Below are 23698 nucleotides of genomic sequence, written 5' to 3'. Positions count from 1 at the left end.
TTATTCGTTATGAGGCACATTCCTGGCCGAGCTCAAGTGCGCGTAGGTAGACGTCCTTGGCTCCTTTAGCACCGTTGTTTGTAATATCGTTAAGATATTTTGCAGTACCTTGCTTGAGAGGGGCCGACCAGTCAGGATCGTTCAGCGGATCGTTGACCACATGGATGCTATCGCCCTGAGCTTTGGCTTCCGCCATCCCTTCCATATCCAACTTGTTAAATACCTGTCCGGCTATCTTCGCCCACTTCATGCCGCTGTGGTCATCGATGATCGCCTTCATCTCAGGAGACAGACTGTCATAGCTCTGTTTGTTCATGGTCGCGACGAAGATACTGCTGGTATAGGGGATTTGAACGTGGTACTTGGTTAACTCGTTGATACGGAATACTTTCATCGCCTCCGCAGGAAAGCTTAGGCCGTCAACGACGCCACGCTCCATCGCCTGGTAAATTTCAGGTGCCGGAATACCCACCGGCGATGCACCCATCTGTGCCAGCAGTTCGCCGGCTACTGCGTTGGGGCGGCGCATTCTCAAGCCCTCTAGATCAGAGGGGGTTTTGACCTCTTTTTCACGGGTATGAAGGTAGGCCGGGCCGGTTGAGAACATGAACAGGACATGGCTGTCGGCGTACTCTTGCGCAATCATTCCCGAATCGTACAGCGACTGCAGAATGCAGGCCCCTTGCGGGGCTGACTCGGTTACACCCGGTAGCTGAGCAATCTCAGACAACGGAAAACGGCCTGCGGAGTAGCCTTGCACTACAGCACTGATATCGGTCAAACCGCTGACGGCCCCGTCATAAGCTTTGGCCGCTTTAACCAGCGTTTGTGAGGGGTATAGGTTTACCTTCAGCCCACCGTTGGAGGCTTCCTCGACACTTTTAGCCCACACGTCGAAAATATCCGTGTGCACGGCCGAGGTCGCAGGCCAGATATGCGCCAGGCGTAGTGTGGTTTCGGCAGATACCTGGCTTGCAATTAGAGCCAATGATGCAGCCAAAATGCCTGATTTGAGTGTGTTGTTCATGCTTTTCTCCCGCTTTATTTTTGTTCTATTTTTGGTTGTAAACTCAGGGTTCAATTGTCGTGGTTGGTACTTCCAGAAGTACGGGACCCTGCGCTTTAAGCGCCTTGTTGAACTCGGTTCTGAACTCTTCTCGTGTATTCACTGTGACGGCATCGACGCCGTAGCCCTTGGCGATGGCACAGAAATCCAGTCCGGGTACGTCCAGACCGGGAGAATCCTCTGCATCCAGAATGCGTGAGAACCAGCGTAATGCGCCGTAGGTGCCGTTCTTCAAAATGATGAAGATCACCGGGATCTGATACTGAACGGCAGTCCACAGCGCCGTGATGGAGTAGTTGGCAGACCCATCGCCGATGATGCCGATCACCTGGCGATCCGGCTGTGCAAGCTGAGCACCGACGGCCGCAGGCAGACCAAAGCCAAGACCGCCTGCGGCAGGGAAGTAATAGCTACCCTGATGTCGCATCTCGACCCGCTGCCAGAAGGCGGTGACGGTGGAGGTGGACTCCTTTACATAGATCGCATCCTCCGGCGCCAGGGCATTCAGTTCATCAAAGACCACCTCCGGTGCCAGCGGCCCCTCTTGAGAGTCTGCATGCGGAATCGGCAGGGGGAGCGGTTCGGGCATCGCTCGATCGGTCTGCTGGATGTTCAGCAAAAGCAGATTGAGCATTTCGCTGATGTCGCCGATCAGTGCGTCTCCCATTGGCGCGCGAGACGCTTCCTGAAGGTCGCAGGTGAGGTGAATGAGCTTGGCACCTTTAGGCAGGTAGTTGCCCGGGGCATGCTGGTGATAGCGAAATACCGGCGCTCCGATCACAACGATCAGGTCGTGCCCTTCGAGCCTTGCCGTTATTCCGGCAACGGCCGCCGGCAGAACGCCGCGGAAGCAGCGGTGTCGAGTCGGGAAGGGGCAGCGCGGAGCGGAAGGGGCTACCCATACCGGAGCGGCCAGCTTCTCCGCCAGTTCGACAGCCATCGCGTTGGCCTGGTATGCATCCACGTCCGGACCGAGCACCAGTACCGGGTTGCTTGCATTGTTTAGCCGGTCCGCCAGGTTGCTAAGCTGGGCTGTGGAGGGACGTCCGGCGGTGGCTACCTGGCGGTCGGCCAGTAGTAGCGCATCATCGTCGATCTCCCTCTCCCAGTCGTCATGGGGGATGGAGACGTAAACCGGTCCAGGCGCCGGTTGGGTTGCCATATGAATGGCCTGACTCAGGGCGCGCGGAACATCGCCGGGCCAAGTGGGTTCATAGCTCCACTTAACCAACGGACGCGGCAGTTGGGTGGCATCGACATTGGACAGCATCGCTTCGACGCCCACCAGCGAGCGAGCCTGCTGACCGGCAGTGACAACCAGAGGCGAGTGTGAATACCAGGAGTTGGTCAGCGCGCCCATCGCGTTGCCGGTGCCGGCAGCGGCGTGGAGGTTGACGAACGCCGGTCTGGATCCCGCCAGGGCGTATCCGTCGGCGATACCCATGACAACCCCTTCGTGCAATCCCAGGATATACTGAAAATCTTCCGGAAAGCCTTTTAGAAAAGGCAGCTCGTTCGAGCCGGGATTACCGAAAACCTTGGTGATGCCCTGATTGCGCAACAGCTCATAGGTCGCTGAATGTACGGTTGCCATAGAAGGTGTCTCTTATTAGATCGATTAATGCTTGAACACACCTTATTGCGCCTGATTTAATTGATCAAATTGATAGTATTTCTAACAAAAATAGAGGGTATTTATTTTTGTCTGGTATTGATCTGAATCTGGTCCGCACATTTGTGGTGTTGTATGAGGCACGAAGCGTGACCCTCGCTGCCGAGCAGCTATTCGTCACCCAACCTTCGGTGAGTTACGCCCTATCCCGATTGCGGGATCTGTTGAATGACCGCCTGTTCGTGAGGACCAAGGAGGGGATGGAGCCCACGGCCGTCGCTACCCAGCTTTATCAGGTACTGCGGCAGTCTCTTACCCAGATAGAGAACACCATTGATAGTGCCAGGAGTTTTGAGGCGTTGATTTCGGAGAAGCGCTTTACGGTCGCGATGACCGATTTGGGAGAGATGGCGTTGTTGCCCCATATCTTCAGAGAGTTGCAACTCCAGGCGCCCAATGTGGAACTGGAAGTTGTTCCCCTGGAGATCGATAAGGCGTACGAATGGATGGTGACCGGAAAGGTAGACGCCGTGATCTGCAGCAGGCCCATAGCGGGCTCTGACATTGAGCGGCGTGTGATTCTTGAGGAACGCTACGTCTGTGTGATGAATGCGCAGAGCGCCCCTCAGGGGGACGAACTGACAATGCAACAGTTCCTCGAGCGCAAGCATGCAGTTGTCAGCCGCTCTCTGGGCCATGGACTAGCCGAGGAGGTCATGGCGGAACTGGGTGTGCGGCGAAAGGTGAGCTTGGTGCTGCCGCATTTCTCGGTCCTGCCGTCGGTTTTGCGTGAGACGGACCTGCTGGCGATCGTGCCGGGCAAAATAGCCCAGGCGTTTTCGGCGATGGCGCCGCTCAAGATTTGTCCTCTTCCGTTTCAGGTACCGGGGGTTGAGGTGGCACTCTATTGGTTGGCACGCAATGAGCATTCACACTCTCAGCGTTGGTTTAGAGAACGGGTTATTGCTGCGGTTGCCCAGCCTGATTCGATAACGGGGTAACGATCTTCTCGTACCCTGCCCTTCAGGGAGCAGATCGCCAAATGGCCGCCATTCTATACAGAAGCCCTGCTGAGCAATCAGCCGGGCTTCGTCGTTTCAGGTCCTGCTGCATTCGGACAAAAAAATACCCAACCCGCAGGAGAACGGATTGGGTCTGAGCAAGGTTACAACAACGGAGGTGCAAGACTAGGTGTTTGAAGCTCAGAAAGTCATTTCGGGGACGTGATCGGGTACCACCAGACGGCCGGCGGTTTTGGCCACGATCTCTTCTACCGATACGCCGGGGGCGCGCTCTTTCAGCACGAAGGTACCGTTTTCAATCTCCAGCCAAGCCAGATCGGTCAGGACTTTCTTGATGCAACCGGCACCGGTCAGCGGCAGGGTGCACTGCTCCAGCAGCTTGGATTCGCCGTTCTTGGAGGCGTGGGTCATGGTGACGATGATGTTGTCGGCGCCCGCAACCAGGTCCATGGCGCCGCCCATCCCTTTGACCAGCTTCCCTGGGATCATCCAGGAGGCGATATTGCCCTGAACGTCGACCTCGAATGCACCGAGTACGGTCAGATCCACATGGCCGCCACGGATCATGGCGAAGGACTCGGCCGAGGAGAAGATCGATGCGCCGGGCAGGGTCGTTACCGTCTGCTTGCCGGCGTTGATCATGTCGGCATCCAGTTCCGCTTCGGTGGGGAAGGGGCCCATGCCGAGCAGACCGTTTTCCGACTGCAGCATCACCTCCATACCCTCCGGGACGTAGTTCGCTACCAGCGTGGGGATGCCGATCCCCAGGTTGACGTAGTAACCGTCTTTCAGTTCGCGCGCCACGCGCTTTGCAATCTGTTCACGAGAAAGGGCCATTGTGGTCTCTCCATCATCGTTCCGCCGTCGCCTCGGCTCCGGCGTTGAGTGTTAAGGTCGTTGGGCTCAGGCGCTACGGACGGTGCGCTGTTCGATACGTTTCTCGAAGCTGCCCTGTATCAGGCGATCGACATAGATGCCGGGGGTGTGGATCTGGGTCGGATCCAGCTCTCCCGGTTCGACGATCTCCTCGACCTCGACCACGGTGATCTTGCCGGCGGTCGCGGCCATCGGGTTGAAGTTCTGTGCGGTGTGGCGGTAGACCACGTTGCCGTAGCGGTCGGCTTTCCAGCCCTTCACGATGGCAAAGTCGCCACGAATGGATTGTTCCAGGATGTGCGGACGGCCGTTGAACTCGCGTACCTCTTTGCCTTCGGCGACCGGGGTGCCGTAGCCGGTGGCGGTGTAGAAGGCGGGGATACCGGCGCCGCCGGCGCGCATCTTCTCGGCCAGGGTGCCCTGCGGGGTGAGCTCGACTTCAAGCTCGCCCTCCAGCAACTGCTTTTCGAACAGCGCGTTCTCGCCGACATAGGAGGAGATCATTTTGCGGATCTGCTTGTCCTCAAGCAGAATGCCGAGGCCGAAGCCGTCGATGCCACAGTTGTTGGATACGATGGTCAGGTCGCGGACCCGCATGCGCTTGATCTGGGCGATCAGGTTCTCAGGGATGCCGCACAGACCGAAGCCTCCGGCGATGACGGTCATGCCGTTGTCCAGTCCTGCCATGGCTTCTTCATAACTGCCTACGACCTTGTCAAATCCGGCCATACAACACTCCTGCTTTTAGTTAGCGTTATCAGCGAGGTGAAAGTCTTTGTGACTGGCGAACGAGTTTGCAGGATCTCGTTGTATTTATTAAATTTGTTTTTTGTTCGTATTGATTTGGAAAATAAATATGACGGTCAAGCAGCTTCGTGCCTTCCTGGCGGTGGCCCGCACCAAGAGTTTCGCCGAAGCGGGGCAGCAGGTGTTCCTGTCGCAACCGGCGTTGAGCCTGGCGATCAAGAAGCTGGAGGAATCCCTCGGCGGGCCGCTGCTGACACGAACCACCCGAACGGTAGCGCTGACGCCGGAGGGGCAAGCCCTTTATGAGATTGGGCAGCGTTTGCTCGCGGACTGGGACAATGCAGAGGAGGAGCTACAACAGCGTTTTTCGCTGCAGCGGGGCAAGGTGGCGTTAGCCGCTATGCCCTCGTTTGCGGGCAGCCTGCTGCCCAGCGCGCTACTTGCCTATCGCGCCCAGTACCCCAATATTCGTGTCGAGGTACACGACGTGATCGCAGAGCGGGTGGTGGATATGGTGCGCGATGGCCGGATCGAGATCGGCATCACCTTCGACCCGGGCCCGCATGAGGAGCTGAGGTTTCAGCCGCTGTTCAATGACGAGTTTATCGCGGTATTGCCTGCCGATCATCCCGATGCAGGAGCGTCCGAGATTAGCTGGACGCAACTGCTCAGCTACGATTTCATCACACTCCAGCGCCCTTCGACGGTGCGTCAACTGATCGAAACTCAGCTGGCGCAACGGGGAATGTCGCTTCGCGTTGCGTTTGACGCTCACCAGCTGGCCACCGTTGGTCGCATGGTTGCAACAGGGCTGGGTGTCGGTGCAGTGCCCGCCCTTTGCCGCCAGCAGATGGAGGAGCTGGGTGCGCATTGCTCCCGACTGGTGGAGCCAACTATTTCGCGCCAGGTCGGGATTCTGACCAAGACGCGGCACAGCCTGTCCGTGGCCGCCGAGGCGTTGCAGGGAGTACTGCTGGAAACCTTTGCGGAGTAGGCCGCTAGATAAACATCTATAACAATCAGGACCAGCTGCGTCCTGAGTCACTTATCATCGTAGAGTATGAATGACAGCAGTTGTAGCGGCACTTCACGCAGCTCCTCGGGACCGTGCGGCACCTCGGCGTCGAACGCCAGAGAATCGCCGGGGCCCATCTCAAACAGCTGGTTGCCGTGGCGATAGAGGATCTGCCCCTTGAGGATGTAAATGAACTCTTGCCCCGGGTGAGAGAAGGTAGGAAACACCTCGCTGGCATCGTCCATGGTGATCAGGAAGGGCTCATAGCTGGATTTCTTGCCGCGCTGGGTATTGAGCAACTGGTAGGTATGGCCCTTGTCGGTGCCTCGTCGCACCACCTCTTTGCCTTCGCCGGCTTTGGTCAGTTGAGCGTTACCGGTAGGGTGGTCGTAGCTGCTGAATAGCTGGGATATCGGCAATCCGATCGCATCGCACAAACGGCTGAGGGTCTCCAGACTGGTCGAGACCTGGGCATTTTCAATCTTGCTGACCATCCCCTGGCTGAGTCCGGCGATGCGGGCCACGTCGGTTATCTTCAGCCCCTGTTGGGTACGTTTCGCTTTGACCTGCATGGCGATGTACTGCTCAAGCTTCATTCTCGGGTCGCGACTCTCGCGACTGAAACTGATTTCGCCCTTCTCCAGAGCGTCTATATGTCGAGATGTGGTCATGCAGCTACCCGATTACGGAACAAGTTCTGTCAAACAGTGTATCTCGGTAATTCCTGTAAAGAAACTTTTTATAGCTAATGTGTTTTTTTGACTACGCTTTTCAGCTTCGTCGAGCGCGCGTAAGTGTAGGGTTTTTCTCCACAGTGAAATGTGTCTGTGACCGGTGCGCTTGTCCTGCTTTGGGGCATCCCTTAAGGGCGTTTGACTGAGCGTGCATCAACACGAGGCTTAATAGGCCATGGGTGCACACTTTTGGTTAGCTCATCAGCAATCAATCAAACCCCTATTTTTATTAATGCCTTTAAGATCAGTCGGTTGCGGTTTTTGGTGTGGAAGTTGCTTTTCCTTGTAGGAAATTAAGTATCCTTTAAGTAAAGTCGTGGGCTGGCGTCTTCCGGGTGAAGGTGATCAACGTCTGGAGTTCCGGATTTACTACATTCACGAGGATCATAGGTGAGGTTATGACGATCGAGCCGCTTATCAAAAGTCGTCCGAGTTACGGCCCGGTGACTGTCCAAATTAACGCGAAGTTGCATCTGTTTATCTGCACTGCCGAAGGGCAGTCGGCACTGCAAACGCTGATCGATGCGATACCGCAGACGCAACGTCAGTTGCTGGTCTTTTCTGCAACGGATGCCAGGGGCGCCGTTGACGAAAAGGGGCATTCGCTGCTGGCTGAACAGGTCGGTGCGGCGCTTTGCGACGCCCCTTTGGCTACCGCTATCTATCTGTCCGGTCCCGAGGCATTTATGTGGGACCTGCGCAATCTGGCGCGTAGCGTCGGGTTTGCCGACGAGCAGATTCAGATGTGTGAACCGGTCGGTAACGCCCGTCGGCTGTTCTGTACCCATTGCTACGCCATAACAGAGGAGGTGAGCCATTCGCCGCAGACATGCTCCGGCTGTGGCCGGCTGCTGCTGGTGCGTGATCACTACTCCAAACTGCACGCCGCGTACGTCGGCGTACAGATCAATGCGGAAGATCCTGCTGAAATCCCCGAACCGGAGGCGCTGAGCTGATGACTATCGACAAGATTCGTGTCCGGGTCGACGCTATCGAGCAGGTGGCGCCGCTGATCCGGGAATTTCAGCTCGTGCCGGTAGATGGGGAGCTGATGCCGTTTTCCCCCGGCAGTCATGTGATCGTGGAGATGCCGGACCAGCCACGTTCGCATCGCAACGCCTATTCACTGCTGAGCGAGCCGCGCGATGCCGCTTGCTATCGCATTGCGGTGCGACTGCAGGAGCACTCCCGCGGTGGTTCGCGCTTTATGCATGAGCAGGTCAAGGTTGGCGACGAGCTGGCCATCACGCCACCAGCCAACCTGTTCGCGCCCAACTGGGGGGCGCGTAAGCATCTACTCATTGCCGGAGGTGTCGGCATTACGCCGTTTATGTCCTATCTCCCAGCGCTGCAGCGTGTGGGTGCCGGCTTCGAGCTGCACTACCTGTTCCGCAGCAAGCAGACCGGCGCCTATCGGCAGCAGTTGGCCAGTGAGCTGGGCGAGCGCTGCTATCTGTACGACGCCGATGAGGGCATCCGTTGCGATCTGGGCGAACTGCTCGGAGATCAGCCGCGTGGCACCCACATCTATATCTGCGGTCCTCAAACCCTGATCGCCGGTGTACAGGAGGTGGCACAGGCACTGGGCTGGCCCACCAGCCATATCCATTTCGAAGCCTTTGCCGCGCCGCAGCCAGGATACCCGTTTGAGGTGGAGCTTAACAGCAGCGGGCGGACGCTCGCTGTTGATGGCGATACCTCGCTACTGGAAGCGTTGGAGGATGCCGGCATTGCAGTACCCAGCCTCTGTCGTGGGGGCGTTTGCGGACAATGCAAAACGCGAGTAGTGGCGGGCGAACCTGACCACCGCGATCAATTCCTTACCGCCGACGAGCGCGCCGAGGGCAACTGCATCATGCCCTGTGTATCGCGCGCGGCAGGTAAACGATTGGTACTGGATCTCTAGGAGCACAGAACATGCGTATGTCACCCAAGCCGATTCAAAGTTTTCGCGGCGATTTCACTTATAGCAACAGCCCGGGCGCGATCGCGCGCTTTCCTTTTCCGTTTCCCGAAGATGAGTACATGTACTCGGTCAATATCGAACCCCATGTGACACCGGGGCCTGAGGGCTCGGTGTTCGAGTTCCTGTTCGATATCGATGAGCATTATCTGTCTGAGATGCATGAGCGTGATCTGGTGTTGAAAGAGAATCCCAAGCGCTGCCTGGCGATGCCGCATATGGATCAGGCCTGCTGGGACCTGATCGAGCGGGCGATGACCAGTCTCTCCACCGACTATCCGCAGCATTTCACGCTGCAGCGGGAGGGCGATAGCTGGACCTGGGAGAACAAGCTGCTCAACCTTAAGGACAGTTTTACCTTCGGTGACAGCAGCACGCTGCCGCTGCCGCCGATGGAGTATATCGGTCGTCAGTTGCAGGGCGATATCGCGCTGCTGGATCAGCGTGATGGCGACCTGTTCCTCGATGCTGGAATTGTCACCTGTCCTGCGGACTGGTCACTGGCGTTTGATGCCGGTATGAGCTTCAAAGAGTGGCATGGACCGGTGCCGATGGCGCACGGTATGGGAATCTTTGACCGGGCACTGAAATACCTCTGTGCCATCCCTCAGGGGCGCCCGGTGCGTCGTCTGAACTGGACCCTCACCATCAATGCGCGCATGGATACCTCGCCGGAGACCTATTCCGAGTGGGGCGCGGACCGTCTCAGTGTGACGCCGGAAAACGTGGCTGACAAGGTGCATCTGCGTGTCGAACTGCAGGTGTTGGACCGCATGTCGCGCAGCAATGCGCTGATGTTCAGCATCCGCACCTACCTGATCAGCCTGCGTGATCTGTCCACCAATCCCGAATGGGCCAAGCGGATGCACCGGGTGATGAAGGACCTGAAGCCGGAGCTGATCGAGTACAAGGGACTGACCCGTTACCACCCGATGGTGGTGGAGTGGTTGTCCCAGTTCGATCCAGCCAACTGAAGAGGGGGCGTCGGTGGGGTGGATCTATCTGTTGGTCGCCGGGGTGCTGGAGTGCCTCTGGGCGATCGGTCTGAAATACAGTGACGGCTTTACCCGGCTCTGGCCGTCGCTGTTCACCGCAGTGTTGATCCTGCTGAGCCTGACGCTGCTCTCCCTCGCAATGCGCACCATACCGGTCGGTACCGCCTATGCTGTCTGGTCCGGTATCGGTGCCGCGGCGCTGGCGGTGGTCGGCATACTGTTCATGCAGGAGCCGGGTGGACTGATGCGCATGCTCTGTATCGGCATGATCATCGCCGGTGTGGTGGGTCTGAAGCTGTTTGGCGAGGGCGCATCTGATTCACTGAGCTGATTCAGTTAGCAGCGTCACGGAGCAGAGAGGCGGGTGGGGGATGGCGTGGTTAGCCAAAGCCCACCCGTTTTTTATTCAATGATACGCTTAGCCACCCACTACCTATACCCCGATTTTTTCGCGCTGGCGCTGTTGTACCCGCTGTTCCTTATTAGAGAGCTAGCGAATCCCTGTGTTCGCCTTTGCGACCTCGTCGGGAGCAATCACAGGCGCTTCCAGGCCAGGACCGATCGGCCGCGCATCTGTATGCCAGGATCTGGATCTTTACCGGGGAGGGGACTGGCTGTTGCCGCTCAGCCGGCCGCTGGGCTAGTTCAGCCATTAGGGCGGAGGGGCTGTGCTGATATGACCGTAACGAAAACACCCGGCGCCTGCCGGGTGTTGTGAGGGGCTTTACTGCTTACTTCAACCTGATCGTGAAGTGCTTCAGGACCGGTTCTTTGATCTCCCAGGTGCCGTCAAAACCGGCCTCAATGACAAAGGCATCGCCTGGGCCTACCTCGACCGCATCCTCCCCCTTGGCGGTGATGACGACCTTGCCTTCGATCATATGTACGAACTCCCAGCTCGCATATTTGGCATGGTAGGTGCCAGGTGTGGCGGTCCACCAACCAGCGATCATCGACTCATCCTTGGCCGTATACTCGACCCAGGTGGTCATGCTCGGATCACCTTCGACCTTAGTCCAGCCGGGCAGGTCATCCGTGATCGGCTGGACCTTGCGTGGCGGCAGTTTAGTAATGCTGCTCATGGATCCACTCCTCAGCTGGCCTGCTTAACTTCTTTGTTGCCGTCGCCCAGATAGGCCTCCAGAGAGTCGTCCAACGCCTCCAGCCAGGGGGTGTGGTGCGGTGGTGCTACCGTTCCGGTCATCAACGAGGTGTACGAGTGGTCGCGGAAGGTCATGATGTTCTCCTTCTTGTGCTTCTTCCACTCCAGGAAGGTACGGTTGACGCCGTCGATATCGAAGGTCGGGTAATCGGTGGCCTCGATCAGGTGCAGGATGTAGGCACCCTGGTACTCGTACATCTCCTGAGCGGTTTCCAGCTTCAGCTCACGCTCGCGCCAGGCCATGCTGTCGGCGGCCATCTCCTCCTTCGAGGGCAGCGGGATCAGGTCCATGATGACGTCGCGTACATACCAGGCCTGGGCATCGAACATGTTGAACGAGTACCACTGGTCCTGCATGCCGACATAGAAAAATTTCGGGTTGTCTTCCCAGACTACGCCCTTGTACAGGTTCAGCGGCCAGAGTCGGTTATCGGTCACCAGGCGCAGATCATCGGAGAGGAACGGGAAGTAGTGCAGGTAGCCGGTGCAGAGAATGATCGCGTCGATCTTCTTGCTGCTGCCGTCGGCAAAGTAGGCGTGCTCCACGTCCACGTGCGTCAGGTTCGGCTTCTCCTCCCAGTTATCGGGCCACTTGAAGCCCATCGGCGCGGTGCGGTAGCAGCTGGTGATTGAGCGCGCGCCGTACTTGTAGCACTGGGAGCCGATATCCTCGGCGGAGTAGCTGGCGCCGACGATCAGGATATCCTTGCCCTTGAATTCAAGTGCATCGCGGAAGTCGTGGGCGTGCAGAATGCGGCCCCCAAAGGTTTTGAAACCGGGGAACTCGGGTACTTTCGGGGTGGAGAAGTGACCGCTGGCGCAGACGACATAGTCGAAGGTCTCGCTGTAGACGGTGTCGGTGTTGTGGTCATGTACGGTCACGGTGAACAGGCCACTGTCGGCATCGTAGCTGACGTTGCGTACCGGGGTGTTGAAGCGGACATACTTGCGCACGTCGGCCTTTTCCACTCGGCCCTTGATGTAGTCCCAGAGTACTTCACGAGGCGGGTAGGAGGCGATCGGCTTGTCGAAGTGCTCGTCAAAGGTGTAGTCGGCGAACTCCAGGCACTCCTTGGGTCCGTTGGACCAGAGGTAGCGGTACATGCTGCCGTGCACCGGCTCGCCGTTCTCATCCAGTCCAGTGCGCCAGGTGTAGTTCCACATACCACCCCAGTCGCTCTGTTTTTCAAAACAGACCAGCTCCGGTATCTCGGCTCCCTTGGCCTGGGCAGACTGGAAGGCTCTAAGCTGCGCCAGACCGCTGGGACCGGCGCCGATAATGGCTACGCGTTTGTTCATCAGGTCTCTCCTGTGCTCGTTATTACCTGTAGCTGGGTCAACGGGTTCGGGTGATCGAGACCTAAATTACCGGCTTGGACGCCGGGAGATAATTCCTCATAAAGGGTAGGTAAAAGGGGGTAGTCGGAGAGGTAAACCAGCGGCAAAATCTGGTGAAAACATAGGGAAAATAAAGGACCGTTTTGCCAGAACCGAGAGAAAAAACTAGGCAGATAGCGGTGAACCGAGGGTAAAGATCACACCCTCAACCCCCAGCACGGCGCCAGCTGAGGAGTATAGTCCCTGGCCCTTCTCACTGACCCAGCGAACCGACCCGTCGGCGTGCAGGATACGGTAGTGCAGCTCGAACGGAGCATGGCGATGCAGCGCATCCTGAACCTGATCCCATACCGGGCCTGCATCCTCGGGATGGATCAGCGCGCCATAGCTCAGGCGCGGCTGGTTCACCAGTGCATCGGCGCTGTAGCCGGTCAGCTCCAGGCAGCCCACGCTGACGAATTCCATGCTCCAGTTGCGGTTGTTGCGGGCGCGGTAAAGCATCACCGGCAGGTTGGATACCAGCTGGCTCAGGCTGCGGTGGTGGGCATCGCGGACCTGTTCCTTGCGAACCTGTGGGGTGATGTCACACAGGGTCAGGCTCACCGGCCAGTCGCGGTCCGGGTAGAGCGGCTGTGCGCGCAGTTCGCACCAGTGCAGCTCCTGCCCCACAGGCAGGCGCATCCAGATAGGCGCCGGCTTTCGACCTGCGTGCAGCTGTTCCAGCGCTTCTCGCCACAATGCCAGGTCGGCAGGGTGAAGATGATCCTTGAGTCGGTCGCCAATGGCCCCATCGCCACCGGTTAACGTACGCCAGCGTGCGTTGCAGCATAGGATGCGCTCGTCGGCATCGATCGCCAGTACCGCCTCGTCGAGACTGTCGAGCAGGGTGGACGGGGAGAGTGTGTCTGCTTCGCTACGACGTCGCAGGGCAAAATCGAGCAGGCTCATGGTGCTAGTTCCACCTCCGGATGGGCATGAACCCAGGCCGCCAGTTCAAGTCGGGAGTGCAGATTGAGCTTGCGCAGCAGCGCTTTGACATACACCTTGACCGTGCCGTCGCTGATCCCCAGTTCGCGGGCGATCAACTTGTTGCTCATTCCCGAGGCGATCAGGGCCAGTGTCTGCCGTTCGCGCAGAGTGATCTCATCCAGTGTCGATGAGTGATGTGGCGAAGGGTTGCTCGCCGGTTCCCTCAGACGCTGGGTCAGCAACAACAGCGCTTCGTCGTCCAGTGCTACCTTTCCCTCGAGTACCCCCTCCAGTCGCTGCAGGATCAGGTCAGCATCGGTCTCCTTGAGCAGGTAGCCGTCGGCGCCGGACTGGATCGCCTGCAACAGATGGTCGCTGTCGTCTGAGGCGGTCAGCATCACTACCCGTAGATCGGGCAGGCGCGATTTGAGTTGTATCAACAGTGACAACCCGTCCTCTCCCGGCATATGCATATCGATGAGTGCAAGATCAGGCTGCAACTGGTCGAGTTCGCCGAGCAGGGCGGCTGCACAATCGAAGTCCGCCAGTACCCTGAAGCGACCGCTTTCGTTGAGCAGGTCCGCCACGCCTCGACGGAACAGAGGATGGTCATCTACCAGCACGACATTGGCGACAGGGTCAGCGGGTTCGTGCCAGTCCAGGTTCTGCTGTTCGGAGTGATCGCTCATGGCTCTTTATTATCCATTGTCAGCTCAAGGCGGGTGCCGCCGCCGGGGCGGTTGTCGATCTTGAGGCGGGCACCGATGCGCGCCGCGCGCTCCTGCATGATGCCGAGACCGAAACTGTCGCGACGCTTGCGTGAAGGGTCGATCCCCTGGCCGTTATCCTCGATGCGCAGTAGCAGCGCGTTCGGCCCAGAAGGCAGGAGCTGTACGCGCAGGTGGCTGGCATGGGCGTGACGTACCGCGTTACACAGCGCTTCGCGGACGATCATCACCAGCTGGATGGCGGTATTCTCGTCCGGTTCCAGGTTTTGGCAGCGATCATCCAATTCGAACACCAGGCCGCTGCGCTGTTCGAACTCCTCGACGGCGGCAGCCAGTGCCGTGTGCAGAGAGCCACCTTCAAGGGTCAGTCGAGAGCTGCTGATCAGGTCGCGCATCAGTCGATAGGCGTGTTTGGTTTGTTGTGACAGGTCGGCGGCCAGTGCCTGTAGCTCCGGCTGGTTGCATTTACTGCATCGGGAGTCGAGGCGAGAGGTGGTCAGCCGCAGATAGCCAAGTATCTGTGCCAGCGAGTCATGCAACTCGGCGGCGTGGGCGCGACGTTCGCTGCTGACCGCCTTTTCCAGGCGCCGTTGGTGCTTTGCCCAGACGCCGAGACCCTGAGACAGAGCGCTGGCGATCTCGATCATATGGTGACGGCTCATGCCGGAGAGCGGGTACTCACTGACAAGCAACAATCCTGCATCGAGTTCAGAGATGTTCAGCTTGATCAACTGCAGATTCAGGTTGCTGCCGGGAAAGGGGATCGCGTGGGGTTGCCGGGCATCCAGGGCCTTGAGCGGACCGCTGAACTGATAGCGCAGAAACGCAGGCAGACCTGTCGGCAGTTCTCCGTGCGCGGTAGTGATCAGGCGGACATCGGCATGGCCGGGCAGTTTGGCGGCGAGCAGGAGTCGGCATTCGTGCTCCAGGCTCAATGTGTTCTCATACGGCTGTAGCAGGTCTGGCAGAGCTTCAACGGGATCGGAACAGGCGGCCAGCGAGAGGCTGAGGCTTTGCAGTTGGGACTCTTGAGTGCCCCGTTGAGAGGTGACAGCTAGCACGTTCCGACGGTCGCTGCCCGTCTGCCCCAGCAGCCGACGTACCCAGCCAATCGGTCTTAAATCTACTTGCCGTTCAGCTCTGTCCATCACCCTCTCCGTGTTAACTCGTTGATCTTTCTGCTTCCGATCCGATTGCGCGATAGCGGTCTTGCTGCAGCAAACATGCCAGCGAAGGGGGACTAACCCCTTTGGGGTATCCCCTCTTGTGCATTGAATCATTAACTCTTGTAAGTAAACATTTTTTCCCATCAGTTATTGTTTTTCTCGGTCACATCGGTGAGCGCTTCGGTGCACCAGGCTGGATCTTGTGAGTGTCCTGTGCACCTGGATGAGGCGAACTGCCTGAGCGCTACCCCGGCTATTCGAGTGGCCGACCCGAAAGGAGAATCGCAGATGAATCCCACCGTGCCAGTCGATGGGGGAGAGATACCCGCTGTCTGGGGACTGACCTCCCAACACAGAACCCATCGCATACCGGGCCAGAGCGCGCATTGGCTGTCGCTACGATCGGGTGAGAGTATCGAGATCGTTTCACCGGATGCGATCCAGTGCTGCGAGTTGCTGCCGCTGGATGACTATTCCCGTGATCAGGTTGCAGCGCTGTTGCCGGACGTGGTCGAACCCGCCTCCTTATACCGGGCGCAACTGGCACAGTCCGGTGCCAGCGCCAAACGGCTGCATCGACAGCTGGAACGGTTCGGCGTTGCAGACCCGGCGCTCGCGCAGGGCTGGCAGCTGGACGCCGGGCAGCTGCCGTTTAGCCTTGTACTGCCGCCGGATGCGAGTCCGGTCACGTTGCTGTTGCTGGCGCCGGGTCTCGATATGGCGGTAGACCAGCACGTCGCTTCCGGTGAGCTGCTTATCGAGCATCGTTATCGATCGGCGCCGCTGACCGACCTGCCGTTGCCCGCCACTGATAGCGACGATCAGCCGTTACCCATTCGCGAGATCCATGTGCCTCACTCCAGTGCCCGTGCCTATGAGGTGAAGGCGGGGGAGTGGATACAGGTTAGCGACGTGGCCGGCAAACAGTGCTCGGACTTTATCGCCTTCGATCTGGACGCGATCAAGCGAGGTGACGAGATCGTGCTGGATAGCACCGCCACCCGTACCCTGGCGGGGGTAGCGCTGCCGCAGCCGGGACTGTATTCCCGCTTCGCCGACCAGAATATGGTGACGATGCTGGAGCTGGTGCAGGACACTGTCGGTCGCCACGACAGCTTTCTGTTCGCCTGCACATCGAAGTACTACGAGGACGCAGGCTACTTCGGTCACATCAGTTGCACCGCCAACTTCAATAGGGCGCTCAAGCCCTATGGGGTAAGGCCGCGGGCAGGCTGGCCGGCGATCAACTTCTTTTTCAACACCCAGGCGCAGCCCTGCGGCACGATCGGCATGGATGAGCCCTGGTCGCGTCCCGGCGATTACGTGCTGATGCGTGCCAGTCGCGATCTGCTCTGCGTATCGTCCGCCTGCCCGGACGACATCGATCCGGCCAATGGCTGGTGTCCTACCGATATCCATATACGCATCTTTGCCGCCGACGCTGAATTTCCACGCGCTATCGCGACCCGAACCACCCCGCTGGAGCCTGCCCGTATGACCAAGCCAACCGCTTTCCACAGCCGCACCTCGGCGCTGACCCGACACTTCACCGAGTACCGTGGTTATTGGGTACCCACCGAGTTCGACGGCTTTGGTGCCCGCGCGGAGTATCTGTCCTGCCGTGAGCGGGTCGCGGTGATGGATCTGTCTCCGCTACGCAAGTTTGAGGTTACCGGGCCCGATGCCGAGGCGCTGCTGCAAAAGGCGCTGACCCGTAACGTGCGCCGTCTGGCGATAGGTGCAGTAGTCTACTCGGCGATCTGTCACGAAACCGGCGGCATGATCGATGATGGCACTCTGTTCCGCATGGGGGAGCAGGCGTTCCGCTGGATCTGCGGTGACCCCTACACCGGTATCTGGCTGCGCGAGCTGGCCGCGCGCGAGGGCTACCGGGTGCGTGTGCAGGAGTCCACCGATCAGCTGCACAACCTGGCCGTGCAGGGGCCTCAAAGTCGCGCACTGTTGAGCAAGATCATCTGGACACCCGAAGCGCACACACCAGTGGAGAGTCTTGCCTGGTTCCACTTTACCGTCGGCCGACTCGGCGGCCCACAGGGGATACCGGTCATGGTGTCGCGCACCGGCTATACCGGCGAGCTTGGCTTCGAGGTCTGGTGCCACCCGGATCAGGGAGCTGAGCTCTGGGATGCGATCTGGCAGGCGGGCCAGCCTCTTGGACTGGCGCCACTGGGGTTCGATGCGTTGGACATGCTGCGCATCGAGGCCGGATTGATCTTCGCCGGTTACGAGTTCTGCCCGGAGACCGATCCCTACGCCGCCGGCATCGGTTTTACCGTGCCGTTGAAGAGCAAGGAGGAGGATTTCGTTGGCCGCACTGCGCTGGCGCGCATTCCGGCCAGCGACCGGGAGCGGCTGATGGGGCTGGTACTCGATAGCGAGGATCTGATCAGCCACGGCGATCAGCTGTTCAATGGCCGCTTCCCGGTTGGGGTTGTGACCAGTGCGACGCGTTCACCTTTGATCGGCAAGACCATCGCGCTGGTGCGGCTGATGCCCGAGTTTGCCGAGCCCGGCACCCGGCTGGAGGTGGGGCAGCTGGATGGTCAGCAGAAGCGACTGCCCGGTCAGGTGGTGGCGTTGCCGTTCCACGATCCGGAGCGGATCAGGGTGCGCAGCTGAACAGGCCGACATGGTCGAAAAGAGGGCATGGTGTTCAAAAAATGCTCGTTTTTCGCTGATCTTTCCGTGATCTGCGCCTGTTCAACCCCTGGTCTGAGTGGGCGACCAAAGGCGGTGAAGTTTAAAAGACTGCAAAAACAGAGAGATGGGATAAGACCGCAGTCAATGCGGCGGAAAAATGCAAGGTTGGCATAGGGGTTGCTTTCTTTTGCAGAAAATAAAATTCCTGACGGTTATTAAATGGTGGCTGTCAGCAATCATAAAACTATGTGCATTAATGAGGATTAGCCGATGAGTGTTGAAACCTTGCAAAGCACCTTCGAGATGCATCAGTCGATGAATGTCGAAGTGTTTTACTGGTGGTGTACCGCCATCATGTTCATGATCCATGCGGGCTTCCTGGCCTATGAAATTGGCGCATCTCGCGTCAAGAACGCACTGACCTCCGGGATGAAGAATATCCTGACGCTGTCGGTGATCATTCCCACCTTCTACTTCTTCGGTTGGTGGATCTATAACGCCTTCCCGAACGGTTTTATTCCTATTGACGCTTCTGCCGCGCTGCCGTGGAGCACCAGTATGGGCCCTGACGTTACCGACATGGGTACCGGTATCTTCTTCGCTGCCTTCGCTCTGTTCGGCGCCACCACCGGCTCCATCCTGTCGGGTGCGGTGATCGAACGGATTCGCTTGAGTGCGTTCCTGATTCTGGCCGCAATTCTCGGTTCCGCAGTCTGGATTCTGGCCGGAGCCTGGGGCTGGCATCCGGACGGCTGGCTGCTGACCGAGCTGGGTTATCACGATGTGGGTGCCTCTGGTGTCGTGCATGCCGTGGCCGGCTTCTTCGCCCTCGGCGTGCTGATGAATCTCGGCGCTCGTGTCGGCAAGTTCAAGGATGGCGTCGCGATGTACATTCCGCCGCACAACCTGCCGATGTCACTGATCGGTCTGATGATGATCATCGTCGGCTTCTTCGGCTTCCTCGGTGGCTGCATCATCTTCAACGGTGGCGACACCGGATGGACCACTATATACGGTAACCCAACAAACCTGTCCGCCTTCGCCTTCAATACCCTGATGGGCTTCGCCGGCGGCGTACTCGGTGCCTACATGACCTCCCGAGAGCCGTTCTGGACCATGTCTGGCGGTCTGGGCGGCATCATCTCCGTAGCGGCGGGGCTTGATCTCTACTATCCGGGCCTGGCATTCGTTGTCGCGGCCAGTGGTGGTGCGCTGATGCCGATTATCGGTCGTCTGGTCGACAAGCTGGGCGTGGATGATGCCGTGGGTGCCGTTGCCGTGCATGGCTTCTGCGGTCTATACGGAGTGGTCATGGTTGGCGTGTTCTGTGCTGGCTACCCGAACGTTGGTGATCTGCCGCCGATCTCCTTCTCCGGCCAGCTGCTCGGTGCTGTGATCATGGCCCTGGTTGGCTTTATCCCGGGCTGGGGAATCTCCTACGTGATGAAGAAAATGAGCATGCTGCGCGTGCCGCCGCACGTCGAAGTACTGGGTCTGGACCTGGTCGAAATCCCGGCCAAGCCCTATCCGGAGACTGTTCCAGCTAACGCGGTTGTGGAAAACACCCTGAAACCCGGCCAGGAAAATCAACTGGCCTGATCGGCTGAATCGCTGCCCGCTGCGTCTGGTCAACGGGTAGTGGTTCGAATCGACACAGATCTTTGAAAACGAAAGGAGTGAATCATGAGCAGTCCGATCACCACTTGGGAAGGCGCTTCCGCCGTATTCACCTTTGCTGACAGCCCGATGGGTATAGCCATTAGTCTGGCAGCAGCGGTGGGTATCTACCTCTATCTCAACCTGTCGATCATGAAGCACGAAAAAGACGCGTTCGACAAGCACAAGTAGTGATGTTGCTATGCTGAAAAGCAGCCCGCTCGGGCTGCTTTTTGTTGTTCAGGATCTGTTATCGAAGCTGCACCAACGGGCGTGCAGAAGGCCGAGGTAGCGCTATGGCATATAGTATCGATCTGGGTGGCAACCGTTATCGCTTCACAGACCTGAAGAGTCTGATGGCAAAGGCTACGCCGCTCCGCTCAGGCGACTGTCTGGCTGGTATCGCCGCGGAGAACGCCTCCGAGCGGGTGGCGGCTCAGCTCTGTCTGGCCGAGGTGCCGCTGAAGCGCTTTCTTGAGGAGCCGTTGATCCCCTATGAAAGCGATGAGGTGACGCGGCTGATCATCGACAGCCACAATCGGCAGGCGTTCGCGCCGGTGTCTCACCTGAGCGTCGGTGAGTTCCGTAACTGGCTGCTGTCGGAGCGGGCGACGACCCCAGTGCTGCAGGCGCTGGCACCCGGTCTGACGCCGGAGATGGTGGCCGCCGTGTCGAAGATCATGCGGGTGCAGGACCTGATCCTGGTCGCTGCAAAGTGCGAGGTGGTAACCCGCTTCCGCAATACGGTGGGACTCAAGGGGCGGATGTCTACCCGACTGCAGCCCAACCATCCCACCGACGATCCCGCCGGTGTTGCCGCCAGCCTGCTGGACGGGCTGTTGTACGGCAACGGTGATGCGGTGCTGGGAATCAACCCGGCCACCGACAACTACCACGCCGTGACCAGGCTGATGCAACTGCTGGATGATGTGATCCAACGCTACGAGATCCCCACCCAGTCCTGCGTACTGACCCATGTCACTACCCATCTGGAGGCGATCAACCGCGGTGCGCCGGTGGATCTGGTGTTCCAGTCCATCGCCGGCACCCAGGCCGCCAACGACAGCTTCGGTATCAATCTGGCGATCCTCGATGAGGCGCACCGGGCAGCGCTGGAGCTGGGCCGTGGCACGCTGGGCAACAACGTCATGTACTTCGAAACAGGACAGGGCAGCGCGTTGTCGGCCAACGCCCATCAGGGTGTCGACCAGCAAACCTGTGAGGTGCGCGCCTATGCCGTGGCGCGCCGCTTCGATCCCTTCCTGGTCAATACGGTGGTCGGCTTTATCGGCCCGGAGTACCTGTATGACGGCAAGCAGATCATCCGTGCTGGACTCGAAGACCACTTCTGCGGCAAGCTGCTCGGCGTGCCCATGGGCTGCGATATCTGCTATACCAACCATGCCGAAGCGGACCAGGACGATATGGATATGCTGCTGACGCTGCTGGGCACTGCCGGTATCAACTTCATCATGGGGATACCCGGTTCCGACGATATCATGCTCAACTACCAGACCACCTCCTTCCACGATGCACTTTACGCGCGGCAAGTGCTGGGCAAGAAGCCGGCACCGGAGTTCGAGGCCTGGCTGCAGCGGATGGGGATCTTCGATGGCGAAGGTCGACTGGCGACCGGAAACCAGCTGCCCGCCCCCTTTGCTCATATCGCGGACCGGTTGTGAGAGAGGTGAGTGCCATGACCGAAAAATCATCGATCGTTACCGAGAACCCCTGGGCCAGTCTGAAACGACACACCAATGCCCGTATCGGGCTTGGGCGCGTCGGTATCAGCCAGCCCACCGACAAGCAGTTGGCATTTCAACTCAGTCATGCCTTGGCGCGCGATGCCGTGCATATCCCCCTGGATCTGATGCGCTTGGCCGGTGAGCTGATCGACGCCGGGTTGGAGGTGATTGCCCTGCACAGCCGTGCCGGCGACCGTCAGACCTATCTAAAACGGCCGGATTTTGGACGTCGTCTCGATGGGGACTCGGCTGCGCGGTTGAAAACCTTTGCCGAAGGGGAGACGGCCAGCGACGCCTGTATCGTCATTGCCGATGGTCTCTCCTCCACTGCGGTGCAGAGCCATGCCGGTGAGATGGCGCGGCGTGTCGACAGCGCACTGAAGGCGGAGGGGTTAAGTGTTGGTCCTGTCTGTATTGTGGAGCAGGGCCGCGTAGCCATCGGTGACGAGATCGGCGAGCTGCTGGGGGCCCGTCTGCTGGTCTTACTGGTGGGTGAGCGTCCCGGTTTAAGTTCCCCCGACAGTCTGGGGATCTACTACACATACGGTCCGCGTGTCGGTCTGACAGACGCGGCACGCAACTGCATCTCTAACGTTCGCCCGGCAGGGTTACCTCTGGCAGAAAGTTGCGAACGGCTGATGTGGCTGATTCGTGAATCGCAAAGGCGCAAACTTTCCGGTGTGACTCTCAAGGATGAATCTGGTGATGCGGATGCTCTGGATGGAACGGGGAGCAGGAATTTTCTGCTGGAATGATCGTTTCATCTGACTAGCCTTTATCGTCGTTCCAGTGCCCCGAGTCCGGCAGGGATATTTCTGTTGCACTTGGGACAAAAAAAAGCCGGTCGATGAGCGACCGGCCCTGCTTACCCCCGAGGTGCCTGGCGCTACCCCTTGGCTGTGCGTTTCTGTTTTTCCGGATCGTCAAAGGGCAGGGTATGGGCGATCGCCGATACCGCCAGGCTGCCTTTTACCTGAAGCGGAGTGCCCTGCTCTGCATAGGGGACCTCCAGCCGGGCGATCGCCATCGACTTGCCGGTCAGGCGCGAGTACATGGCGCAGGTAATGACCCCCACCTTCCTGCCGTCGGCCCAGAGTTCGTCACCGGCATCGGCGGCCTGCTCGCCGTCGAGCAGCACACCGAATATCTTGAACCGCTCCTTGCCCTGCAGACGGAAGTGCTCATAGGCGCCACAAAACTCGGTCTTGTCCTTGGATACGGTGAAATCCAGCCCCAGCTCCCAAAGCGTATCGCCGGCGGGCTCATCGTCGAAGGGGTAGTACTCGGAGTTGTCGAACGGATAGAACAGCAGGTAACTCTCTACCCGCAGCCAGTCCAGTGCGGTGAAGGAGCAGGGGATGATACCGAAATCCTTGCCCTGGGCCAGGATACCGTCCCAGATCTTCGCTGCATCGGCAGCCTTGCAGAAGATCTCGTAGCCACGCTCGCCGGTGTATCCGGTACGGGACACGGTGATCGGGCAGCCGAACAGTTTGGCATGGGTATGGTGGAAGTAGGGCAGGTCGCGGATGCCGGGAATATGCTGCGCGAGAAAATCGACAGCGGCGGGCCCCTGCAGTGAGAGGTCGTGCAGGTCGTCATCGAAGATTACCGCTACCTGCTTGCCCAGAGCGGCCTGGGTCAGCTGTTCGTAGCCCCTGCCGGTACCGTGCACCACCATAAAGGCGTTTGGACCCATGCGGTAGATCACGCAGTCGTCGATGAACTTGCCCGCGTCATTGAGCATCGTGGCGTATACCGCCTTGCCCGGGTAGAGCTTCGAGATATCCCGTGTCGTAGCCCACTCCAGCAGGCTCTCCGCATGGGGGCCTACATAGTGAACCTTCTTCAGTCCCGACACATCCATCAGGCCCGCTTTGGTACGGATCGCTTCATGCTCGTCGGCCAGGGTGTAGCCGCTGTTGCTGTAGGTCCAGGCCGTAGGGGTCCCGTTCCAATCCTCCAGATTGGATCCCAGCGCGCGATGGCGATCGGCCAGGGCAGCGAGGCGCCATGAGTTTGCCATTGTCGTCTCCTTATATAGGACGTGATTAATTCTTGTTGGGGATAAATTATTCCCTAAAAGAAAGGCAATAGTTGGGCCACAATGGTTAAGGTGATGATTACCAATAGGAAATAAATATTCCTAACAATTGTTGGTGTTAGATTCTGAACCAGGGTGAAGCAGGAGTGATCACGTTGTGGTCGATTTTGGGTCAAATATTGGCGATGCATCGCGGTGG

The 23698-nt window shown here is 58.7% G+C and carries 22 protein-coding genes; 11 read left to right on the top strand and 11 right to left on the bottom strand.

Features of this window, described 5'->3' with window-relative positions; all coding sequences use genetic code 11:
• Positions 1 to 7: 7 nt before the first annotated feature.
• On the bottom strand, positions 8 to 1027 hold the full coding sequence (locus tag IEX40_RS04565; protein ID WP_188745936.1) for a TRAP transporter substrate-binding protein: 1020 nt from the start codon (positions 1025 to 1027) through the stop codon (positions 8 to 10).
• A gap of 43 nt (positions 1028 to 1070) precedes the next feature.
• Entirely contained in the window at positions 1071 to 2660 is a 1590-nt protein-coding gene (mdlC, locus tag IEX40_RS04560; protein WP_188745935.1) for a benzoylformate decarboxylase, read from the bottom strand.
• Between the two features lie 107 nt (positions 2661 to 2767).
• Between mdlC and IEX40_RS04555 the strand changes: the two genes are divergently transcribed.
• Positions 2768 to 3679 carry a LysR family transcriptional regulator gene (locus tag IEX40_RS04555; protein ID WP_188745934.1) on the top strand — a complete coding sequence of 304 codons (912 nt, stop codon included), beginning with the start codon at positions 2768 to 2770 and terminating at the stop codon, positions 3677 to 3679.
• Positions 3680 to 3880: 201 nt separating this feature from the next.
• Here the strand turns inward: IEX40_RS04555 and IEX40_RS04550 are convergent, their stop codons facing one another.
• Together IEX40_RS04550 and IEX40_RS04545 are read right to left on the bottom strand one after the other, a co-directional pair.
• The gene (locus tag IEX40_RS04550; RefSeq protein WP_188745933.1) at positions 3881 to 4537 is read right to left on the bottom strand and encodes a CoA transferase subunit B; all 657 of its coding nucleotides are present in this window, start codon (positions 4535 to 4537) and stop codon (positions 3881 to 3883) included.
• A 66-nt stretch (positions 4538 to 4603) separates the two neighbouring features.
• A complete protein-coding gene (locus IEX40_RS04545; RefSeq protein WP_188745932.1) occupies positions 4604 to 5305 on the bottom strand; it encodes a CoA transferase subunit A in 702 nt (233 codons plus the stop codon).
• Between the two features lie 127 nt (positions 5306 to 5432).
• Between IEX40_RS04545 and IEX40_RS04540 the strand changes: the two genes are divergently transcribed.
• On the top strand, positions 5433 to 6317 hold the full coding sequence (locus IEX40_RS04540) for a LysR family transcriptional regulator (protein ID WP_188745931.1): 885 nt from the start codon (positions 5433 to 5435) through the stop codon (positions 6315 to 6317).
• Between the two features lie 47 nt (positions 6318 to 6364).
• Here the strand turns inward: IEX40_RS04540 and IEX40_RS04535 are convergent, their stop codons facing one another.
• Positions 6365 to 7009, bottom strand: coding sequence for a helix-turn-helix domain-containing protein (locus IEX40_RS04535; protein ID WP_188745930.1), 645 nt, complete (start codon positions 7007 to 7009; stop codon positions 6365 to 6367).
• A 461-nt stretch (positions 7010 to 7470) separates the two neighbouring features.
• Here IEX40_RS04535 and IEX40_RS04530 point away from each other — a divergent pair, with 461 nt between their 5' ends.
• The 4 genes from IEX40_RS04530 to IEX40_RS04515 are packed head-to-tail and all read left to right on the top strand — an operon-like array spanning position 7471 to position 10361.
• Positions 7471 to 8028 (top strand): dimethylamine monooxygenase subunit DmmA family protein, encoded by a 558-nt coding sequence (locus tag IEX40_RS04530; protein WP_188745929.1) that lies wholly within the window; start codon positions 7471 to 7473, stop codon positions 8026 to 8028.
• Positions 8028 to 8978 carry a PDR/VanB family oxidoreductase gene (locus tag IEX40_RS04525; RefSeq protein ID WP_188745928.1) on the top strand — a complete coding sequence of 317 codons (951 nt, stop codon included), beginning with the start codon at positions 8028 to 8030 and terminating at the stop codon, positions 8976 to 8978. The genes IEX40_RS04530 and IEX40_RS04525 overlap by 1 nt, the downstream gene beginning before the upstream one ends.
• Positions 8979 to 8989: 11 nt before the next feature.
• The gene (locus IEX40_RS04520; RefSeq protein ID WP_188745927.1) at positions 8990 to 10009 is read left to right on the top strand and encodes a heme-dependent oxidative N-demethylase family protein; all 1020 of its coding nucleotides are present in this window, start codon (positions 8990 to 8992) and stop codon (positions 10007 to 10009) included.
• A gap of 13 nt (positions 10010 to 10022) precedes the next feature.
• Positions 10023 to 10361, top strand: coding sequence for a DMT family transporter (locus IEX40_RS04515; RefSeq protein WP_188745926.1), 339 nt, complete (start codon positions 10023 to 10025; stop codon positions 10359 to 10361).
• Positions 10362 to 10761: 400 nt separating this feature from the next.
• Here IEX40_RS04515 and IEX40_RS04510 read toward each other — a convergent pair whose 3' ends face one another.
• The 5 genes from IEX40_RS04510 to IEX40_RS04490 all read right to left on the bottom strand — a co-directional run bounded on the left by IEX40_RS04510 (position 10762) and on the right by IEX40_RS04490 (position 15375).
• The gene (locus IEX40_RS04510; protein ID WP_188745925.1) at positions 10762 to 11112 is read right to left on the bottom strand and encodes a cupin domain-containing protein; all 351 of its coding nucleotides are present in this window, start codon (positions 11110 to 11112) and stop codon (positions 10762 to 10764) included.
• 11 nt (positions 11113 to 11123) lie between these two features.
• Positions 11124 to 12491, bottom strand: a complete 1368-nt coding sequence (locus tag IEX40_RS04505; protein ID WP_188745924.1) for a trimethylamine monooxygenase — start codon at positions 12489 to 12491, stop codon at positions 11124 to 11126.
• A gap of 204 nt (positions 12492 to 12695) precedes the next feature.
• A complete protein-coding gene (locus tag IEX40_RS04500) occupies positions 12696 to 13478 on the bottom strand; it encodes a PAS domain-containing protein (protein WP_188745923.1) in 783 nt (260 codons plus the stop codon).
• Entirely contained in the window at positions 13475 to 14188 is a 714-nt protein-coding gene (locus tag IEX40_RS04495; RefSeq protein ID WP_188745922.1) for a response regulator, read from the bottom strand. The genes IEX40_RS04500 and IEX40_RS04495 overlap by 4 nt, the downstream gene beginning before the upstream one ends.
• Positions 14185 to 15375, bottom strand: coding sequence for a sensor histidine kinase (locus IEX40_RS04490; protein ID WP_188745921.1), 1191 nt, complete (start codon positions 15373 to 15375; stop codon positions 14185 to 14187). The genes IEX40_RS04495 and IEX40_RS04490 overlap by 4 nt, the downstream gene beginning before the upstream one ends.
• A 306-nt stretch (positions 15376 to 15681) precedes the next feature.
• On the opposite strand from IEX40_RS04490, the gene IEX40_RS04485 reads away from it, so the two are divergent.
• The 5 genes from IEX40_RS04485 to eutC all read left to right on the top strand — a co-directional run bounded on the left by IEX40_RS04485 (position 15682) and on the right by eutC (position 22210).
• The gene (locus IEX40_RS04485; protein WP_188745920.1) at positions 15682 to 18033 is read left to right on the top strand and encodes a DUF1989 domain-containing protein; all 2352 of its coding nucleotides are present in this window, start codon (positions 15682 to 15684) and stop codon (positions 18031 to 18033) included.
• Between the two features lie 291 nt (positions 18034 to 18324).
• Positions 18325 to 19653, top strand: a complete 1329-nt coding sequence (locus tag IEX40_RS04480) for an ammonium transporter (protein ID WP_188745919.1) — start codon at positions 18325 to 18327, stop codon at positions 19651 to 19653.
• Positions 19654 to 19737: 84 nt separating this feature from the next.
• Complete coding sequence (locus IEX40_RS04475; RefSeq protein WP_188745918.1) at positions 19738 to 19902, top strand: hypothetical protein; 165 nt, start codon at positions 19738 to 19740, stop codon at positions 19900 to 19902.
• Positions 19903 to 20006: 104 nt separating this feature from the next.
• Positions 20007 to 21392 carry an ethanolamine ammonia-lyase subunit EutB gene (locus tag IEX40_RS04470; protein ID WP_188745917.1) on the top strand — a complete coding sequence of 462 codons (1386 nt, stop codon included), beginning with the start codon at positions 20007 to 20009 and terminating at the stop codon, positions 21390 to 21392.
• A 14-nt stretch (positions 21393 to 21406) separates the two neighbouring features.
• Positions 21407 to 22210 (top strand): ethanolamine ammonia-lyase subunit EutC, encoded by an 804-nt coding sequence (eutC, locus tag IEX40_RS04465; RefSeq protein WP_188745916.1) that lies wholly within the window; start codon positions 21407 to 21409, stop codon positions 22208 to 22210.
• 131 nt (positions 22211 to 22341) lie between these two features.
• On the opposite strand, the gene IEX40_RS04460 is transcribed toward eutC, so the two are convergent.
• Positions 22342 to 23481, bottom strand: a complete 1140-nt coding sequence (locus IEX40_RS04460) for an aminomethyl transferase family protein (RefSeq protein ID WP_188745915.1) — start codon at positions 23479 to 23481, stop codon at positions 22342 to 22344.
• Positions 23482 to 23698 lie beyond the last annotated feature (217 nt).

Origin of the sequence: Marinobacterium zhoushanense, assembly GCF_014641945.1 — a bacterium.
Lineage (GTDB): Bacteria > Pseudomonadota > Gammaproteobacteria > Pseudomonadales > Balneatricaceae > Marinobacterium_D > Marinobacterium_D zhoushanense.
Note: the sequence above shows the minus strand (reverse complement) of the source record. Positions and strands in the feature narration are given on the sequence as shown.

Coding starts and splice junctions, on each gene's coding strand:
- IEX40_RS04510 (WP_188745925.1), bottom strand. CDS start 11,112: ATGAGCAGCATTACTAAACTGCCGCCACGCAAGGTCCAGCCGATCACG.
- IEX40_RS04490 (WP_188745921.1), bottom strand. CDS start 15,375: ATGGACAGAGCTGAACGGCAAGTAGATTTAAGACCGATTGGCTGGGTA.
- IEX40_RS04540 (WP_188745931.1), top strand. CDS start 5,433: ATGACGGTCAAGCAGCTTCGTGCCTTCCTGGCGGTGGCCCGCACCAAG.
- IEX40_RS04475 (WP_188745918.1), top strand. CDS start 19,738: ATGAGCAGTCCGATCACCACTTGGGAAGGCGCTTCCGCCGTATTCACC.
- IEX40_RS04470 (WP_188745917.1), top strand. CDS start 20,007: ATGGCATATAGTATCGATCTGGGTGGCAACCGTTATCGCTTCACAGAC.
- eutC (WP_188745916.1), top strand. CDS start 21,407: ATGACCGAAAAATCATCGATCGTTACCGAGAACCCCTGGGCCAGTCTG.
- IEX40_RS04485 (WP_188745920.1), top strand. CDS start 15,682: ATGAATCCCACCGTGCCAGTCGATGGGGGAGAGATACCCGCTGTCTGG.
- IEX40_RS04545 (WP_188745932.1), bottom strand. CDS start 5,305: ATGGCCGGATTTGACAAGGTCGTAGGCAGTTATGAAGAAGCCATGGCA.
- IEX40_RS04495 (WP_188745922.1), bottom strand. CDS start 14,188: ATGAGCGATCACTCCGAACAGCAGAACCTGGACTGGCACGAACCCGCT.
- IEX40_RS04500 (WP_188745923.1), bottom strand. CDS start 13,478: ATGAGCCTGCTCGATTTTGCCCTGCGACGTCGTAGCGAAGCAGACACA.
- IEX40_RS04460 (WP_188745915.1), bottom strand. CDS start 23,481: ATGGCAAACTCATGGCGCCTCGCTGCCCTGGCCGATCGCCATCGCGCG.
- IEX40_RS04565 (WP_188745936.1), bottom strand. CDS start 1,027: ATGAACAACACACTCAAATCAGGCATTTTGGCTGCATCATTGGCTCTA.
- IEX40_RS04480 (WP_188745919.1), top strand. CDS start 18,325: ATGAGTGTTGAAACCTTGCAAAGCACCTTCGAGATGCATCAGTCGATG.
- IEX40_RS04535 (WP_188745930.1), bottom strand. CDS start 7,009: ATGACCACATCTCGACATATAGACGCTCTGGAGAAGGGCGAAATCAGT.
- IEX40_RS04520 (WP_188745927.1), top strand. CDS start 8,990: ATGCGTATGTCACCCAAGCCGATTCAAAGTTTTCGCGGCGATTTCACT.
- IEX40_RS04530 (WP_188745929.1), top strand. CDS start 7,471: ATGACGATCGAGCCGCTTATCAAAAGTCGTCCGAGTTACGGCCCGGTG.
- mdlC (WP_188745935.1), bottom strand. CDS start 2,660: ATGGCAACCGTACATTCAGCGACCTATGAGCTGTTGCGCAATCAGGGC.
- IEX40_RS04550 (WP_188745933.1), bottom strand. CDS start 4,537: ATGGCCCTTTCTCGTGAACAGATTGCAAAGCGCGTGGCGCGCGAACTG.
- IEX40_RS04525 (WP_188745928.1), top strand. CDS start 8,028: ATGACTATCGACAAGATTCGTGTCCGGGTCGACGCTATCGAGCAGGTG.
- IEX40_RS04505 (WP_188745924.1), bottom strand. CDS start 12,491: ATGAACAAACGCGTAGCCATTATCGGCGCCGGTCCCAGCGGTCTGGCG.